At 61.8% G+C, this 14,408-nt stretch carries 13 protein-coding genes; 3 read left to right on the top strand and 10 right to left on the bottom strand.

Annotated elements, in window-relative coordinates; translation table 11 throughout:
- Positions 1-72 precede the first annotated feature (72 nt).
- Together GYH29_RS21165 and GYH29_RS21160 are read left to right on the top strand one after the other, a co-directional pair.
- Positions 73-729 (top strand): response regulator transcription factor, encoded by a 657-nt coding sequence (locus GYH29_RS21165; protein ID WP_081950253.1) that lies wholly within the window; start codon positions 73-75, stop codon positions 727-729.
- Between the two features lie 2 nt (positions 730-731).
- A complete protein-coding gene (locus tag GYH29_RS21160; protein WP_161524351.1) occupies positions 732-3,110 on the top strand; it encodes an ATP-binding protein in 2,379 nt (792 codons plus the stop codon).
- 232 nt (positions 3,111-3,342) lie between these two features.
- On the opposite strand, the gene GYH29_RS21155 is transcribed toward GYH29_RS21160, so the two are convergent.
- The 8 genes from GYH29_RS21155 to hemF all read right to left on the bottom strand — a co-directional run bounded on the left by GYH29_RS21155 (position 3,343) and on the right by hemF (position 11,622).
- Positions 3,343-4,242: a 4-deoxy-4-formamido-L-arabinose-phosphoundecaprenol deformylase gene (locus tag GYH29_RS21155; protein WP_019103780.1), complete on the bottom strand. Its 900-nt coding sequence runs from the start codon at positions 4,240-4,242 to the stop codon at positions 3,343-3,345.
- A 163-nt stretch (positions 4,243-4,405) separates the two neighbouring features.
- The gene (locus GYH29_RS21150) at positions 4,406-5,449 is read right to left on the bottom strand and encodes a bifunctional UDP-4-keto-pentose/UDP-xylose synthase (protein ID WP_052051892.1); all 1,044 of its coding nucleotides are present in this window, start codon (positions 5,447-5,449) and stop codon (positions 4,406-4,408) included.
- A gap of 68 nt (positions 5,450-5,517) precedes the next feature.
- Positions 5,518-6,420 (bottom strand): formyltransferase, encoded by a 903-nt coding sequence (locus GYH29_RS21145; RefSeq protein ID WP_161524350.1) that lies wholly within the window; start codon positions 6,418-6,420, stop codon positions 5,518-5,520.
- The gene (locus GYH29_RS21140; RefSeq protein WP_019102860.1) at positions 6,417-7,364 is read right to left on the bottom strand and encodes a glycosyltransferase; all 948 of its coding nucleotides are present in this window, start codon (positions 7,362-7,364) and stop codon (positions 6,417-6,419) included. Before GYH29_RS21140 ends, GYH29_RS21145 begins: the two co-directional genes overlap by 4 nt.
- Before the next feature lie 7 nt (positions 7,365-7,371).
- Positions 7,372-8,499: a DegT/DnrJ/EryC1/StrS family aminotransferase gene (locus GYH29_RS21135; RefSeq protein WP_161524349.1), complete on the bottom strand. Its 1,128-nt coding sequence runs from the start codon at positions 8,497-8,499 to the stop codon at positions 7,372-7,374.
- 14 nt (positions 8,500-8,513) lie between these two features.
- Positions 8,514-8,885, bottom strand: coding sequence for an SMR family transporter (locus GYH29_RS21130; protein WP_019102862.1), 372 nt, complete (start codon positions 8,883-8,885; stop codon positions 8,514-8,516).
- A gap of 28 nt (positions 8,886-8,913) precedes the next feature.
- Positions 8,914-10,584: a glycosyltransferase family 39 protein gene (locus GYH29_RS21125; RefSeq protein WP_161524348.1), complete on the bottom strand. Its 1,671-nt coding sequence runs from the start codon at positions 10,582-10,584 to the stop codon at positions 8,914-8,916.
- 126 nt (positions 10,585-10,710) lie between these two features.
- A complete protein-coding gene (gene hemF, locus GYH29_RS21120; protein WP_019102864.1) occupies positions 10,711-11,622 on the bottom strand; it encodes an oxygen-dependent coproporphyrinogen oxidase in 912 nt (303 codons plus the stop codon).
- Positions 11,623-11,721: 99 nt separating this feature from the next.
- Here hemF and GYH29_RS21115 point away from each other — a divergent pair, with 99 nt between their 5' ends.
- The gene (locus GYH29_RS21115; RefSeq protein ID WP_039756880.1) at positions 11,722-12,342 is read left to right on the top strand and encodes a glutathione S-transferase family protein; all 621 of its coding nucleotides are present in this window, start codon (positions 11,722-11,724) and stop codon (positions 12,340-12,342) included.
- A gap of 145 nt (positions 12,343-12,487) precedes the next feature.
- Here GYH29_RS21115 and GYH29_RS21110 read toward each other — a convergent pair whose 3' ends face one another.
- Both GYH29_RS21110 and GYH29_RS21105 read right to left on the bottom strand, forming a co-directional pair.
- On the bottom strand, positions 12,488-13,075 hold the full coding sequence (locus GYH29_RS21110; RefSeq protein WP_019104561.1) for an outer membrane beta-barrel protein: 588 nt from the start codon (positions 13,073-13,075) through the stop codon (positions 12,488-12,490).
- A gap of 460 nt (positions 13,076-13,535) precedes the next feature.
- Positions 13,536-14,357 carry an alpha/beta hydrolase gene (locus tag GYH29_RS21105; protein WP_019100922.1) on the bottom strand — a complete coding sequence of 274 codons (822 nt, stop codon included), beginning with the start codon at positions 14,355-14,357 and terminating at the stop codon, positions 13,536-13,538.
- Positions 14,358-14,408: the final 51 nt, after the last annotated feature.

Below are 14,408 nucleotides of genomic sequence, written 5' to 3'. Positions count from 1 at the left end.
CGGGAAAGGGGGCGGATGCATTCTCGCTGGAAGCGACGGTAAGCGGATTGGTCAATTTTAAATGAGAACGGCATGAGAAAAAGAATATCGCTGATGATTCTGGATGACCATGACGTGGTCAGGGTGGGGTTGGAAGCCAGCCTCAAGCAATACCAGGAGTTCGAGATCGTCGGAAGTTTCGCGCAGAGCACCCAGTTGCTGGCGGTTTTCCGCAAGCAGTTGCCGGATGTCCTGCTGATGGATTTTTCCTTGGGCAGCAATGAAGTAGACGGGCTGAACCTGATTCAGTCCATCAATGTCCGTTATCCGGAGTGCAAGGTCCTAGTGCTGTCGTCGGTGGACTTGGTGGGAACGGTCAACCTGATGCTGCGCGCGGGCGCCCGCGGCTTTTTCAGCAAGTCGCAGCCGGTGGACGCATTGGCGGGAGCGATTCACAGCGTTTATGCAGGACGGGTGTATCTGACCGTCAAAATGATGAGCGAGATGAATCTTTTGCTGTCGGGCGACATCAAGCTGGAGGAGGGCAAGGTGTTGGATCCGTATTCGCGTCTGTCGCCGCGGGAGCGAGAGGTGGTGCGCTGTTGCCTGGACGGCATGAGCACCAGCCAGATTGCGGAGAAGTTCTCACGCAGCATCAAGACGGTCAGCACCCAGAAAAAGGCGGCTTTCCAAAAATTGGGGATCAATACGGACAGGGAACTGTTTTTATTGAACTCCAAATTGGAGTAGCGGTGCGACTTCGATATTTGAGCTGCCTGATCGTCCTGTGCGCCCTCCTGTCCGCTTGCGCGGATCAGGGCAGCAAGATCCAGTTGAGCCAGGAAGAGGCGGAGTGGGTAAGCCTGCATCCGGTGGTGGATGTGTACGTACTCAGGTCAAAACCGGCGCTCAATCGCAAGAACAGCAATATCCAGTACAAGGGGGTTGAAGCTTTCTTTTTGCAGTACGTAGGCAAGAAGAGCGGCTTGCGTTTCAATATCGTGCAAGTGAATTCGGCGCAGAGTCTGATCGAGGCCAGCAGGGGCGGACGGGCGATGATGCTGGCCAGCATCAATCAGGACGCGATAGGCGAATTGAACCTTAACAAGGATTACTACTTCACCCAACCGTACTCCTCGCAGCCCTTGATGGCGATCACGCGTCGCGACCACCCGGTGGTATACGACTACAACAATCTGCATGGGCGGAGGCTTGCGTTCATCTTCAATGACAACTCCCGTTCCTGGCTGTTGGGGGACCAGGCCAATCTGGACCTGCTTGTGGTGGAAACGCCGACTCAGGCCTTGACGGCGATCCAGGACCGGCGCGCGGATGTCGGCCTTGTGCCGGAAAGCTATGCCCGCTTTCTGCTGAATTATCGTTTTCCCGATTTGACTAGCTCCGGCGCGCTTCCAGGGTATTACGCGATCTACAGGATGGGGGTCAGCAAAAGCCAGCCCCTGCTCTATGCGATTCTGCGGCGCAGCCTGGAACAGATGTCGGCCGACGACGTCGACGCCGCCCGTCTGGCTTGGGAAGAGCAGGTGGCGGCCCGGCCGTCGGTATACAACGTGTTCAGAAACTATGCTGGAGAGGGCACCGTGCTGGTGCTGCTGTTCTTTGTCTTGCTGCTGGCGATGCGCTCCACCACGCAGCTGCTTCGCAAGGCGCGAATGGGCGAAGCGGCCAAGAGCGAGTTCTTGGCGGTGGTCAGCCATGAAATCAGAACGCCAATGAACGCTATCATCGCCGCCGGCGAAATGTTGCAGGCCATGCCCATGGGCGAAAAGCAGCGCGAGCTGGTGTTGCAGTCCAATCTGGCGGCCAACAGCCTGCTGCAGCTGCTCAACAATATTCTCAACGCTTCAAGGCTGGACGCCGGTCAGGAAAGCCTGGAGCCGTCCTTCGTCAATGTCGGCTCTATTCTGGAAGAACTGGTGAAACTGTATACGCTGGCGGCGCGAATGAAAGGGCTGGAGCTGCGCTATGTCTGCGAGCTGCCGGAGCGCGCGCTCCGGCTGGATCCTTCACACCTGCAGCGGGTGTTGCACAACCTGATCTCCAACGCGATCAAGTTTACCGACAAAGGTTCGGTCACGCTGCGGGCGAGCTTGCAGTGTGGCCGCTCGGGTGGAAAACGCGGCGTGCTGGTGTGCCAGGTGATCGATACCGGCATTGGCGTGCCGCTGGCGGCGCAGAAAACCATTTTCGACGCCTTCGTGCAAGCGGACTCGGTCGTCACTCGCAAATTTGGCGGTTCAGGGTTGGGGTTGACCATATGCAAACGCCTGGTGGGCTTGATGAAGGGGCGCATCACGCTGGACAGCGACGGCGCGACCGGCACCACGCTTACCATCAAGTTGCCGGTGCGTCTGGGGCCGGCGCTGGTCAAAGAGGAGACGGCGATGGAATCATCCGGCCCGCCTCAGGCTGTGGGGCAAGGGCAGCGGGTGCTGGTGGTGGAGGACCATCCCGCCAATCAACGGATGATTTGCGAGCAACTGAGTCAACTGGGCTGTCGCCCCATCGTGGCCGGCACAGGCACGGACAGCCTGTTCCTTCTGCAGCAAAGCCAGGATATCCGGCTGATCCTGATGGACTGCAGCCTGCCGGACATCAGCGGTTACGAGGCGGCGCGGCGGATACGCGCGTGGGAGGAGGCAAAGGGGCGCGTTCTCCTGCCCATCGTGGCGATCTCCGCGGCCAGCGACGATCAGCACCGGGAAAAGTGCATGGACAGCGGCATGAACGGGGTGCTGGTCAAGCCTTTGCGGCTCAGGGATCTGCAGCACATGCTGTTCATGTGGCTGCCGGAAACGGTTCCTGTTGCCGACTCCGCCGGATCGCAGCTTCAGGGCAGCGGGCTATGGGAGATGTTTATCGAACACAATGAGCGCGATTATCGCCAGGCGGTGAGGGCCGTTCAGCACGCTCATTGGTCCACGGCCAGCCAGCATCTGCACCGGATCTACGGCGCGGCCTTGACCATGGAGCAGCGGGAGCTGGCGGAGTTGGCGCGCGAACTGGAAGGGACGCTGTTGCGGGGCGATGCGGAGGGTTTGAACGAACTCATGGACGCGCTGCGCGCGATGCTGGATCGGTTGGCAAGCCAGACCCCGCCGGCCGGGTAATGAAGCCGGGCGGCGGCTGAGTGGGCTATCGTTTCAGCCCTATAAAGATAGAGCACTGGTTCCTAGAATGTGTTTACGATCTAGCGAGCTAAGAACGTGTTTACGCTCTCGCGAGCAAGAGCGAGACAAGGCGAAAACCGCTGAGGAAGCGGAAGGTACCAGTGGTACATGAGCATTTCGAAGCGGGTTTCAACGCCGTATCGCCGCAGCGCAGCAGATCGTAAACAGGTTCTTAGGCTTGCAGCGCCAGCGTGCCGCTGCGGCCGGGAATCTCTCCCATCACTACGCGGCCGGCAGGCAGCGCGGCCGTGTCCAGGCTGCTGAATAGCTCGATGCAGCTGCATAATTGGTAGCCTTGGGCTTTCCAGCCCACCAGCAGATGCTCGAAGGTATAGCCCAGGCGCAGGCCTTCCAGTTCGGCGTGCAGCGTGTAGACATGACCGGTGGCCGGGGCTTCTTCCGTCAGCGCCAGAATATGGTGATGAACATTGTCGGCGGTAAGTCCGTCCAGGCCTATCAACTCGTCCAGTGTAGGCAGCGTGGTGGGCAATTGCGGCACGCCCAGCGGCTGGCCGGCGGCGTCCACTGGCTGGAACGGGTGGGTACCGCGGCCGTCGGACGCGTATAGCATGCCCAGCTCGCGTTCATAGGCCAGCGCCGCATCGTTGATCTGCCAGCCGGCGGCGCCGTGGGTGCGCGCCGGTTCGCCGAAGATCTGTTCAAAGCGTTCGGCCGCCTTGCGCATTTCCGCGCGGGTCCAGGCGGCGTCCTTGTTTGCGACGTAGTCCTGCCACTTGATGTGATCCCAAGTGTGGATGCCGACTTCGAAGCCTTGCGAGCGCACTTCGCGCATCAGCTCGGCTTCGCGCTTGCCGATGTCGGGACCGGGCAGCACCGTGCCGTACAGCAGGGTGCGGATGCCGTAGTGTTCCACCACCGAGGTGCGCGACACCTTGGACAGGAAGCCGGGGCGGAATACCCGTTTGATCGCGCGGCCGGTGTGATCCGGGCCCAGGCTGAACAAGAAGGTGGCCTTGGCGTGGTGCTGCTGCAGCATGTGCATCAGCCGCGGCACGCCGTCGCGGGTGCCGCGCCAGGTGTCGACGTCGATTTTAAGAGCGAGTTTTCTCATGGGGGATCTCTAAGAGCCTGTTTACGATCTCGCGAGCTAAGGCGAGAGAAGGCGTTGCGGCTGGGAAAGCGGAATATCCGCGTGGTACATGAGCATTTCGAAGCCGGTTTCAACGCCCTTCTCTATCCATCCAGCCGACGCGCAGCAGATCGCTAACAGATTCTTACTCGGACAGGTCGCGGCTGGCGGCCACTTGGTCGCGGTAGTAGTCGTAAATGCCGCGCAGCGCGTCGGCCATGGTCACGCTCGGCTTCCAGTCCAGGTCCGTCATGGTGTTGGCGATCTTGGGCACGCGGTTTTGCACGTCCTGATAGCCCTTGCCATAGTAAGCGCCGGACGTGGTTTCCTCGATCTTCACCTTGTCGGCGTTCAGTTGGTATTCCGGGTAGACGCGGGCCAGGTCCAGCATCATCGCGGACAGTTCGCGGATGGAATAGTTGTTGGCTGGGTTGCCGATGTTGTAGATCTGGCCGGAGGCCTTGCCGTCTTTATTCTCGATGATCTTCATCAGAGCGCTGATGCCGTCGTCCACATAGGTGAAGGCGCGTTTTTGATGGCCGCCGTCCACCAGCTTGATGGTCTCGCCGCGCACGATATGGCCCAGGAACTGGGTGATCACGCGGCTGGAGCCTTCTTTCGGGGTATTGATGTTGTCCAGTCCGCCGCCGATCCAGTTGAATGGACGGAACAGCGTGTAGTTCAGGCCTTCTTGCATGCCGTAGGCGTGGATCACGCGGTCCATCAGCTGCTTGGAGCAGGAGTAGATCCAGCGCGGCTTGTTGATCGGGCCGCAGATCAACTCGGAGTTCTCCGGATCGAACTCTTCGTCATGGCACATGCCGTAGACTTCCGAGGTGGACGGGAACACCAGGTGTTTCTTGTACTGCACGCACTGGCGAACGATGGGCAGGTTGGCTTCGAAGTCCAGCTCGAACACGCGCAGCGGGTTGTTCACATAGGTGGACGGAGTGGCGATGGCCACCAGCGGCAGCACCACGTCGCATTTCTTCACGTGGTACTCGATCCACTCCTTGTTGATGGTGATATCGCCTTCGAAGAAGTGGAAGCGCGGGTGGTCTTTCCACTCGGCCACGCGGTCATCGTGCATGTCCATGCCGTAGATGTGCCAGTCGGTGGTTTCGATGATGCGCTTGGTCAGGTGGTGGCCGATAAAGCCGTTGACGCCGAGGATCAGTACTTTTTTCATTGAGATTTCCTTCATCGTCCCCTGGAGGGGGACTGTGATTTGCATGTGTATTCCGTGAGTGCGCCGCTTCAGGCCAGCGTCAGCGTCTGTGTTGTCGCCGGATCCAGCGCCGCGCCGTCCAGCGTGGCGGATAGTACCTTCAAGCGGCCGCCGTCCACGGCGTCCAGCCACAGCGCACCGTTTTCTGAGTGTAGCCGGGCCGTTTGCAATTGCTGACTGTGGCCGCCTGCGCGCAGGGTTTTCCAGATTACCAGCCGGCCGCCGTCGATGTCGGCGAAGGCGCCCGGGAACGGGTGGGTCAGCGCGCGCACGAAGTTGTGCAGATCGGCGGCGCCGGCTTGCGGGTCAATGCGGCCATCCTCCGGTTTGCGGCCGCCGAAATAGCCGCCTTGGCTCAAATCCTGTTGGCGGAATTCGGCCTTGCCGGCAAGCAGCGCCGGCAGGCTGCGGGCCAGCACCATTTCCGCGGCCACGGTGACCTTGGCGAACACTTCGTCGGCATTATCGTCCGGCAAGATGGGCACCGCCATCTGATCGACGAGGGGGCCGTTGTCCGGCTTGACGTTCATCACGTGCAGGGTGGCGCCGGTTTCGGTTTCGCCATGGATGATGGCCCAGTTGATCGGCACCCGGCCGCGGTATTTGGGCAGCAGCGAGCCATGCATATTGAAGGCGCCGCGCGCCGGGCATTCCAACAGCGGGGCTTTGAGCATGTGACGGTAATAGAAAGAGAACAGGAAGTCCGGCCGCACCGCTTGCACTTGGGCCAGCACTTCCGGCGTGTTCGGGTCGTACGGGGTGATCACTGGTATGCCGTAGTCGCGGGCCACCTGCTCCACGCTGGCGAACCAGATGTTTTCATTGGGGTTGTCGCGATGGGTGACCACCAGCGCCACATCCACGCCGCCGCCGATCAGCGCTCTCAGGCAGCGCACGCCGACATTGTGATAAGCGAAGACCACGGCTTTCATGGTTTGTCCTTTTGCTCCAGCACCGCGCCGATCACATAGCGCGGCCTATCCCGCACTTCTTGGTAGATGCGGCCGATGTATTCGCCGAGCAGGCCGATGCCGAACAGCGCGATGCCGATCAGCAGGAAGGCGATGGCGAACAGGGTGAACAATCCGCCCACTTCCGGGCCGACGATGAAGCGCCGCAGCACCAGGTAGACCACCAGCACGCCGGAGCCGGCGGAGACCAGCATGCCCAGCAGCGAGAACAGCTGCAGGGGCACGATGGAGAACCCGGTCATCAGGTCGAAGTTCAGGCGGATCAGGCTGTACAGCGAGTACTTGGATTCGCCGGCGAAGCGCTCTTCATGGCCGACGGTGACTTCGGTCGGGTTCTGCGCGAACTGATAGGCCAGCGCCGGGATGAAGGTGTGCAGCTCGTTGCACTGATTGATGGTGTCGATGATGCGGCGGCTGTAGGCGCGCATCATGCAACCCTGATCGGTCATCTTGATGCGGGTCAGCTTCTCGCGCAGGCGGTTCATCGCGCGGCTGGCCAGGTGGCGCCACAGGCTGTCGTTGCGCTGGCGGCGGATGGAGCCGACGTAGTCGTGGCCCTTGTCCATTTCCGCCAGCAGCAGCTTGATGTCCTCCGGCGGGTTTTGCAGGTCGGCGTCCAGCGTCACCACCCGATCGCCGCGGCTGTATTCGAAGCCGGCCAGAATGGCGCGGTGCTGGCCGAAGTTGCCGTTGAACAGCACCACCCGGGTCACGTCTGGGCGCAGGTCGAACTGCGCGGCGAGCATGGCAGGGCTTTTATCGCGGCTGCCGTCGTTGACGAAGACGATTTCATAACGCACGCCCAGCGCGTCCAGCGCGGGGTAGAGGCGGTCGAACAGCGCCGGCAGCACGTCCTGCTCGTTGTATACCGGGATGACGACGGAAAGATCGATTACGCTTTTCATAGATGTTTTATACGCTCAGCACGGGCTTCAGCACGCCGCTCACGGCGGCGCACACGCGTTCCACGTCCTCGTCGGCCATGGCCGGGAACAGCGGCAGGGTGACGGTGCGGCGGCCGATGTCTTCCGCCACCGGGAAATCGCCCGGCTGGAAGCCCATCTCGCGGAACAAGGTGAACAAATGCATGGCGGGGTAGTGCACGCCCACACCTATGCCCAGGTCTTTCATCCGGGCGATGAATTCGCCGCGGTCCATGCTCATTCGGTCCAGCGGCAACAGCGGCTGGAACATATGCCAATTGCTCTGGGCCATGTCCTCTAGCGGCAGTTCGCAGCCCAGCTGGCGGTCGAAATGGCGGAAATACAGCGCCGCCAGCTCGCGGCGGCGGGCGTTGAGCCCCTCCAGCCGCGGCAACTGGCCCAGGCCGATGGCGGCGGCGATATCGGTCATATTGGCCTTGCCGCCCAGCACGTCCACGTCCATGCCGCCGTCGGCGTGGCGGGTCACGCCCTGTAGCCGAAGCTTCTCGAACAGACGGGCTTCGTCCTCGTCGTTCAGCACCAGGCAGCCGCCTTCGCCGCTGGTCATGTTCTTGTTGGCGTGGAAGCTGAAGGACACCAAATCGCCAAAGCTGCCGATGCGGCGGCCGCGCCAGTTGGCGCCCATGGACTGGGCGGCGTCCTCGATCACGCGCAGCCGATGGCGCTTGGCGATGTCGTAGAGGCGGTCGCGGTCCACCGGCAGGCCGGCCAGGTCCACCGGGATGATGGCGCGGGTGCGCGGGGTGATCGCCCGCTCCGCCAGGTCCAGGTCGATGTTGCGGCTGGCGCGGTCGGCGTCGACGAATACCGGTTTGGCGCCCACTTTCAGAATCACGTTGGCGGTGGCCACCCAGCTCAGCGGGCAGGTAATCACCTCGTCGCCGGGGCCGACGCCGGCCACTTGCAAGGCCATTTCCAGCGCGGCGGTGGCGGATGCCACCACTCGTACCGGACGGCCGCCGACATGGGCGGACAGCTCGGCTTCCAGTTGACGGGATTTGGGACCGGTGGTGATCCAGCCGGAACGCAGCACCTCGCCGACGGCGGCGATGGTGGCTTCGTCGATGTCCGGGCGGGTGAAGGGCAGGAAATCCATTTTAGCCTTTCTGCTTAGCTGCGGGCGACCAGCACCACGCCGATGATGATGACGCCGATGCCGATCAGTTTTTGAGCGCTCAGCGCTTCGCCGAACAGCCAATAGGCCAACAGCGCGTTGACCACGTAGCCGATGGACAGCATAGGGTAAGCGATGCTGACCTCCACTCGCGACAGCGCCATGATCCATACCACCACGCTGACGACATAGCAGGACAGGCCCCCGACGATGGGCAGATTGGTGGCCAGCGACCAGCCTATCGGCAGTACGTTGGAGGCGGAAAAGTCAAAGTGGCCGATCTGGCGCACGCCGGCTTTCAAGCATAGCTGGGCGGCGGCGTTGAGCAGCACGCCGAGCAGAATCAGGCCGAATTCGATCAACTTCATAGTAGAGCGGGTCCAAAGGTTGGCGGTTTCACGGCTTGGCCACCACCAGGCGGCGCGGATCTTGGTAGACCACCCGCATCGGCAGGCCCTGGGCTTGCAGTTCCTGATAAGTGGCGGGGTCGGTCATCGCCAGCGCGCGCGGGGCGGCGTTCCAGGCGGCGACGAATTGTTCCAGTCGCGGCATCCAGCGCTGCGGCTCCTGGCTCTCGCCGAATTCAAACTCATCGACAAACTGCACCAGGGTGACCGGGCGGCCCAGATAGAAGGGGAAAGTCTGGTCGTAATAACGGACCGAGAACACCGGCGTGTCCGCATTGAGATAAGGCTGGATCTGGCGGACGATTTCCTTGCTGCCCTTCAGCCGGCCATAGCTGTCGTGGCCGGCGGCGGCGACGCTGACGGCCAGCAAGCTGCCGAAAGCCAGCCAGCACAGCGCGGCCAGCTTGTGTTCGCGGCCCAGCAAGCGCCAGGCGACAACGGCGCAGGCCAAGAACAGCAGCGCGGCGGCAGCGACGAAATGGGCGAAGCCGTGCAGTACGTCGAGCGGGATGTCCTCGGACGCGAAACGATCAACAAAGGGATAGAGAGCAAGCGCGGCCAGCCACAGCAGCAGCGCCGGCAGCAGGTGCTTCTTCAGCGCGGCGGAGGGCAAGCGCTGCAACGTCGGCGCCAATAGCAACGCCAGCGCCGGGAACATCGGCAGGATGTAGGATGGCAGCTTGGAGCTGGACTTGCTGAAGAAGGCGAAGATAAAGACCGACCAGATCAGCAGTAGGCGGCCGACGCGCAGCCGCGCGCCAGGTTCGCGCCAGCCGTCGCGGCACAGCGTCGGCAGCAGGCTGGTCCAAGGCAGCAAGCCAAGCAGCAGATAGGGCACGAAATACCACGGCGCGCCGGTGCGTTTGTGCTCGGTGGTGAGGAAGCGTTCCAGGTGTTCGCGGATGAAGAAGAAATGGGCGAAGTCCGGGTTGCGCTGGGACACCAGAATGAACCACGGCGCGGTCAACAGCAGGAACAAGGCCAGGCCGCTCAGCCAATGCATGCGTTTCCAGAATGCCCATTGCCAGTTGAGCAGGCTGTACAGCACTAGGGTGGCGCCGGGAATCAGCAGGCCGATCAAGCCTTTGCTCAGCGTGGCGGCGGCCATCGCCGCCCAGGTGACCCACATCCAGTTACGGGTCGCGCGGGCGTCGGCGCCGTCGTGTTGTGCCAGCAGGAAGCCGCATAGCGCCACGGTCAGGAAGAAGCTCACCCCCATGTCCAGCGACAGGAAGTGGCTGTTGGCCACGATCCAGGCGCAGCTGCCGGCGGCCAGCGCAGCGTGGCGGCCGGCGTCTACGCCCCAGAGCCGGCGCGCGGTGAAGCCGCACATCGCCACGGACAGAAAGCCAGTCAGGCCCGGCCAGAAGCGGGCGGCGAACTCGTTGACGCCGAAGGCGGCGAAGCTTAGCGCGCCCATCCAGTATTGCAGCGCCGGTTTTTCGAAATACAGCAGGCCGTTCAGTCGCGGAGTGATCCAGTCGCCGCTGTGCAGCATGAACAGCGACAGCGTCGCGTAGCGGCCTTCGTCCGCGTGAATCAGCCCGCGGTAGCCGAGGGTGCCGAACCAGACGACGGCGAACAGCAGCCATAGCGCCGGCTCCTGCCAGGGACGGGCGGCGCAGCCGGAGAGCCCGGCCGAAAAATGGGGTTGATTCATGCGGAACGGATGGTCATGGGATTGTTATGGGCAGCTGCGCAAGGATACCCGATTTCGCCGTTCTTGTGATTGGCTAAACTCATGTGCGGGCTGGGGAAAACGCGGTATCCGGCTTGGCTTCGGCTCTCAGGCCAGCCAGTCGCGCGGGGTCAGGAAACGCTCGGTCAGCTCGGCTTCCGGGCTGCCCGGTTCCGGTTGGTAATCGTATTCCCAGCGCGCCAGCGGCGGCATCGACATCAGGATGGATTCGGTGCGTCCCCCGGACTGCAGGCCAAACAGGGTGCCGCGGTCCCAGACCAGGTTGAATTCGACGTAGCGGCCGCGGCGATAAAGCTGGAACTGGCGTTCGCGGTGGCCCCAGCTATCGCCTTTGCGGCGTTCGACGATGGGCAAGTAGGCGTTGGTGAAGCCGTCGCCCACCGCCTGCATGAAGCGGAAACAGGAATCGAAGCCCCAGGCGTTCAAGTCGTCGAAGAACAAGCCACCGACGCCGCGCGCCTCCTGGCGGTGCTTCAGGAAGAAATACTCGTCGCACCAGCGCTTGTAGTCCGGGTACACCTGTTCGCCGAAGGGCCGGCACAAATCGCGGGCCACGCGGTGCCAGTGCACCACGTCGGCTTCCACGGCATAGAACGGGGTCAGGTCGAAACCGCCGCCGAACCACCACACCGGCGTCTCGCCGTCCTTCTCCGCGATGAAGAAGCGGACATTGGCGTGGCTGGTGGGGATGTGCGGGTTTTCCGGATGGATCACCAGCGACACGCCCATGGCCTGAAAGCCGCGGCCGGCCAGTTCGGGACGGTGGGCGGTGGCGGAGGCGGGCAGCGCGTCGCCGTGTACATGCGAGAAATTGACGCCGGCCTGTTCGAACAGCGCGCCCTTGGCCAAGACCCGGCTGCGCCCGCCGCCGCCGCCCGGGCGCTGCCAAGCGTCCTCGACGAATTGAGCGCCGCCGTCGGCCTGCTCCAGCGCCGCGCAAATGCGGTCTTGCAGGTCCAAGAGAAAGGCTTTGACATCATTGACGCGCGGCTGGCTCATCGCAGTATCCTGAAGGCTTGAAATGGGCTGCATTGTAGCAGACGGGGCGGCGCGCGCAGGCGCTAGCCGCCCAAGCCTTGAACAAGGGAGATGCGCATCATGATTGATCTGTATACCTGGGGCACGCCCAATGGGCGCAAGATTTCCATCATGCTGGAAGAGCTGGAGTTGCCGTACGCCGTGCACGCGGTGGACATCGGCAAGGGCGAGCAGTTTGCCGAATCTTTTCTGGCCATCAGCCCCAACAACAAGATTCCGGCCATTGTGGACAGCGACGGGCCGGACGGGCGGCCGCTGGCGATGTTCGAGTCCGGCGCCATTCTGCAATATCTGGCGGAAAAGCACGGCCGTTTGTTGCCGGCTGCGGGCGCGGCGCGCTACGAGGCGCTGCAATGGCTGATGTTCCAGATGGGCGGCTTCGGGCCGATGCTGGGGCAGGCTCACCATTTTCTGCGCTACGCGCCGGAAAGCCTGCCTTACGCGCAGAAACGCTACCACGACGAGGCTTTGCGCCTGTACGGGGTGCTGGACCGACAGTTGGAAGGGCGAGATTACGTGGCCGGCGAGTACGGCGTCGCCGATATCGCGCTTTATCCATGGGCGGCGCGTCACGAATGGCATCAGGTGGATTTGGCGGCGTTTCCCCGAGTCTGGAACTGGTTCCAGCGGCTGGGCGCTCGCCCGGCGGTGCGGCGCGGCATGGCGGTGCCGGCGGTCTGAAACGCAAAACCAGCCGCGAACGCAGGGGCCGCGGCTGGCGATGGGAGCGAAATCAAAACATAGAGCCGAATGTATTTGCCACTAGCAAACCGGCATCCTCAGCTGTGCGTGTTTAATTTCGTTCTGCTCTGGAGTTGGGCCGATTTTAGAAACTGAAGCTGACGCCTGCTTTGAGTACATTGGAGCCAGTGTTCTTGGCCACGGTGTAACCGTCTTTTTTGAGATCCTTGCCTGTGATGTATTCATACTCACCGCGCAAAGCCAGGTTTTTGCTTAAGTGGTACTGGGCGCCGAGGCCGACACCCGCACGGGTTTCATTGCGCTTTTCCGTTTGGTTGAGTCCCTTCCAGGTGCTTTGAACCCGGTTGAGACTGACTTTGCCATAGACCTCAAAACTTTCCGTAACCGGAAGGATGCCCAAAACGGCGATGCGAGCGGCTTCGGAGCGCAGCGAACTGTCGGATGATTGGCTGTTGGCGCTAAGGATTGCCTTGGATTTGCCGAAGTTGGCATAGGCCAATTCAGTGGCCAAGTATTGGTTGAAGCGGTAGCCAGCGCCCAGTTCCCAGATGGCGCCAGCGGCTTTGGCGTCTTTAATGGCGACATCTCTGGTGGCGGAGTTGAATTTGGAAAAATTGTAGCCGGTGTTGCCGAAAACGTAGAAGCCAGGATCGGCTGCATGCGCGGACAGAGCTGCCAGGCTCAACACGGAAGCGGTGATTAGTTTTTTCATTTTTGCGACTGTTTGCTTTGTTGATAACTGCAATATTGTGCGAATAAGAAGCAAGTCAGTCTGTTGAGCTTGTAAGCGCTCTTTGTGTGAAGGGTGAGGGGCTTGTGTAACGATTTGTAACAAAACAGCGCGGGCATTTGAAAGAAAAGATGCCCGCCGAAGCCGGCGGGCACGCAAAGTCACACAAAGGGAAGAGAACGGAACCGTTGCAAGACCGGCTGGGGGCCGATCCGGCTCGTGCAAACAGTTTGATTCAGTTGGTCCTGGCCTTCCATTGTTGCTCTGTTCTGGCTTGATGACGGTTGGTGACGAGGCGGCTTGGAAGTTTGCGCAGCTGTTAAATTCGGTTTTTAGTTGTGATTGCTTGCAACTTTAATTGATGGCGAGGAGGCCGGTGGGGCTGGCGCGGGCAAGAAAAAAGGCAAGCGGGAAGCTTGCCTTGATTGTGAGTGCGCGGCGTTCAGGCGGCGGCGAACAGGGCCCAACCGTTTTGCTCGGCGGCGGTGGCCGGCGCTTGAGCGCGCTGGTTGAAAAACTTCAGGCTGCGCTTGAGCACTTCGCCGCGTTCATTGTCCACCATGACCATATGGTAGCTGTTGGACAAAGGCATGAAATCGACCTTGCCGCCCAGGTGGCGCTGCAGGTGATGGGCGGAACGCGGGCTGGTGATGTCGTCCTCGTCGGCATGCACGATCAGCGTCGGGCAAGTGATCTGCTCCAGCCGCGACATCAGCTGGCGGCGCAGCCCATCCACCTGGCGGATGCAGGCCAGCGGGATGTAGGCGTAGTGGAATCGTTCGCCGCGTTCGAAGCGCTGCTGGATCGCTTTGCGGATGCGGGCGTTTTTGATGCCGAAAGGTTCAACCTCCGGCACGCGCATCTTCTTGGCCAGGCCGGGAATGCGGTAGACGATGTGGCGGGCCCAAGTCAGCTTGGGCAGGCTCCAGCCGTCGAGGAACAGCGGCGGCGCGTACAGCGCGAGCCCGTCCTTGTGGTTTTCCAGCCGCGCCACTTCCAGCGCCACCAGGCCGCCCAGGCAAACGCCGGCCAGATGCACTACCTTGTGGCGCGTCTTCAGCTCCAGGTATTCCTTGCGTATGGTTTCCACCCAGTCCTGCCAGCGGACGGACAGCAGATCTTCCGGCTCGCCGCCATGTCCCGGCAGCAGCGGGGTGTGCGTGACGATGTCAGCCTCCTCCAGAGTGCGTCCAAGCGCGCCAAGGTCGTATGCGCTGCCGCCCAGACCGTGTACCAGCAGGGCGGCCGGTCGTGAAGAAACCATGGGAAATACCCGAATCCAAGTTGAGATGCTGGCATTATCCCGGCGCTTCGG

Source organism: Chromobacterium haemolyticum (genome assembly GCF_009936155.1).
GTDB classification, from domain to species: Bacteria; Pseudomonadota; Gammaproteobacteria; order Burkholderiales; family Chromobacteriaceae; genus Chromobacterium; species Chromobacterium haemolyticum.
This window is presented reverse-complemented; position numbering and strand designations above follow the sequence as displayed.

Coding starts and splice junctions, on each gene's coding strand:
- GYH29_RS21145 (WP_161524350.1), bottom strand. CDS start 6,420: ATGAAAGCCGTGGTCTTCGCTTATCACAATGTCGGCGTGCGCTGCCTG.
- GYH29_RS21155 (WP_019103780.1), bottom strand. CDS start 4,242: ATGAGAAAACTCGCTCTTAAAATCGACGTCGACACCTGGCGCGGCACC.
- hemF (WP_019102864.1), bottom strand. CDS start 11,622: ATGAGCCAGCCGCGCGTCAATGATGTCAAAGCCTTTCTCTTGGACCTG.
- GYH29_RS21125 (WP_161524348.1), bottom strand. CDS start 10,584: ATGAATCAACCCCATTTTTCGGCCGGGCTCTCCGGCTGCGCCGCCCGT.
- GYH29_RS21140 (WP_019102860.1), bottom strand. CDS start 7,364: ATGAAAAGCGTAATCGATCTTTCCGTCGTCATCCCGGTATACAACGAG.
- GYH29_RS21105 (WP_019100922.1), bottom strand. CDS start 14,357: ATGGTTTCTTCACGACCGGCCGCCCTGCTGGTACACGGTCTGGGCGGC.
- GYH29_RS21115 (WP_039756880.1), top strand. CDS start 11,722: ATGATTGATCTGTATACCTGGGGCACGCCCAATGGGCGCAAGATTTCC.
- GYH29_RS21135 (WP_161524349.1), bottom strand. CDS start 8,499: ATGGATTTCCTGCCCTTCACCCGCCCGGACATCGACGAAGCCACCATC.
- GYH29_RS21130 (WP_019102862.1), bottom strand. CDS start 8,885: ATGAAGTTGATCGAATTCGGCCTGATTCTGCTCGGCGTGCTGCTCAAC.
- GYH29_RS21110 (WP_019104561.1), bottom strand. CDS start 13,075: ATGAAAAAACTAATCACCGCTTCCGTGTTGAGCCTGGCAGCTCTGTCC.
- GYH29_RS21150 (WP_052051892.1), bottom strand. CDS start 5,449: ATGAAAAAAGTACTGATCCTCGGCGTCAACGGCTTTATCGGCCACCAC.
- GYH29_RS21165 (WP_081950253.1), top strand. CDS start 73: ATGAGAAAAAGAATATCGCTGATGATTCTGGATGACCATGACGTGGTC.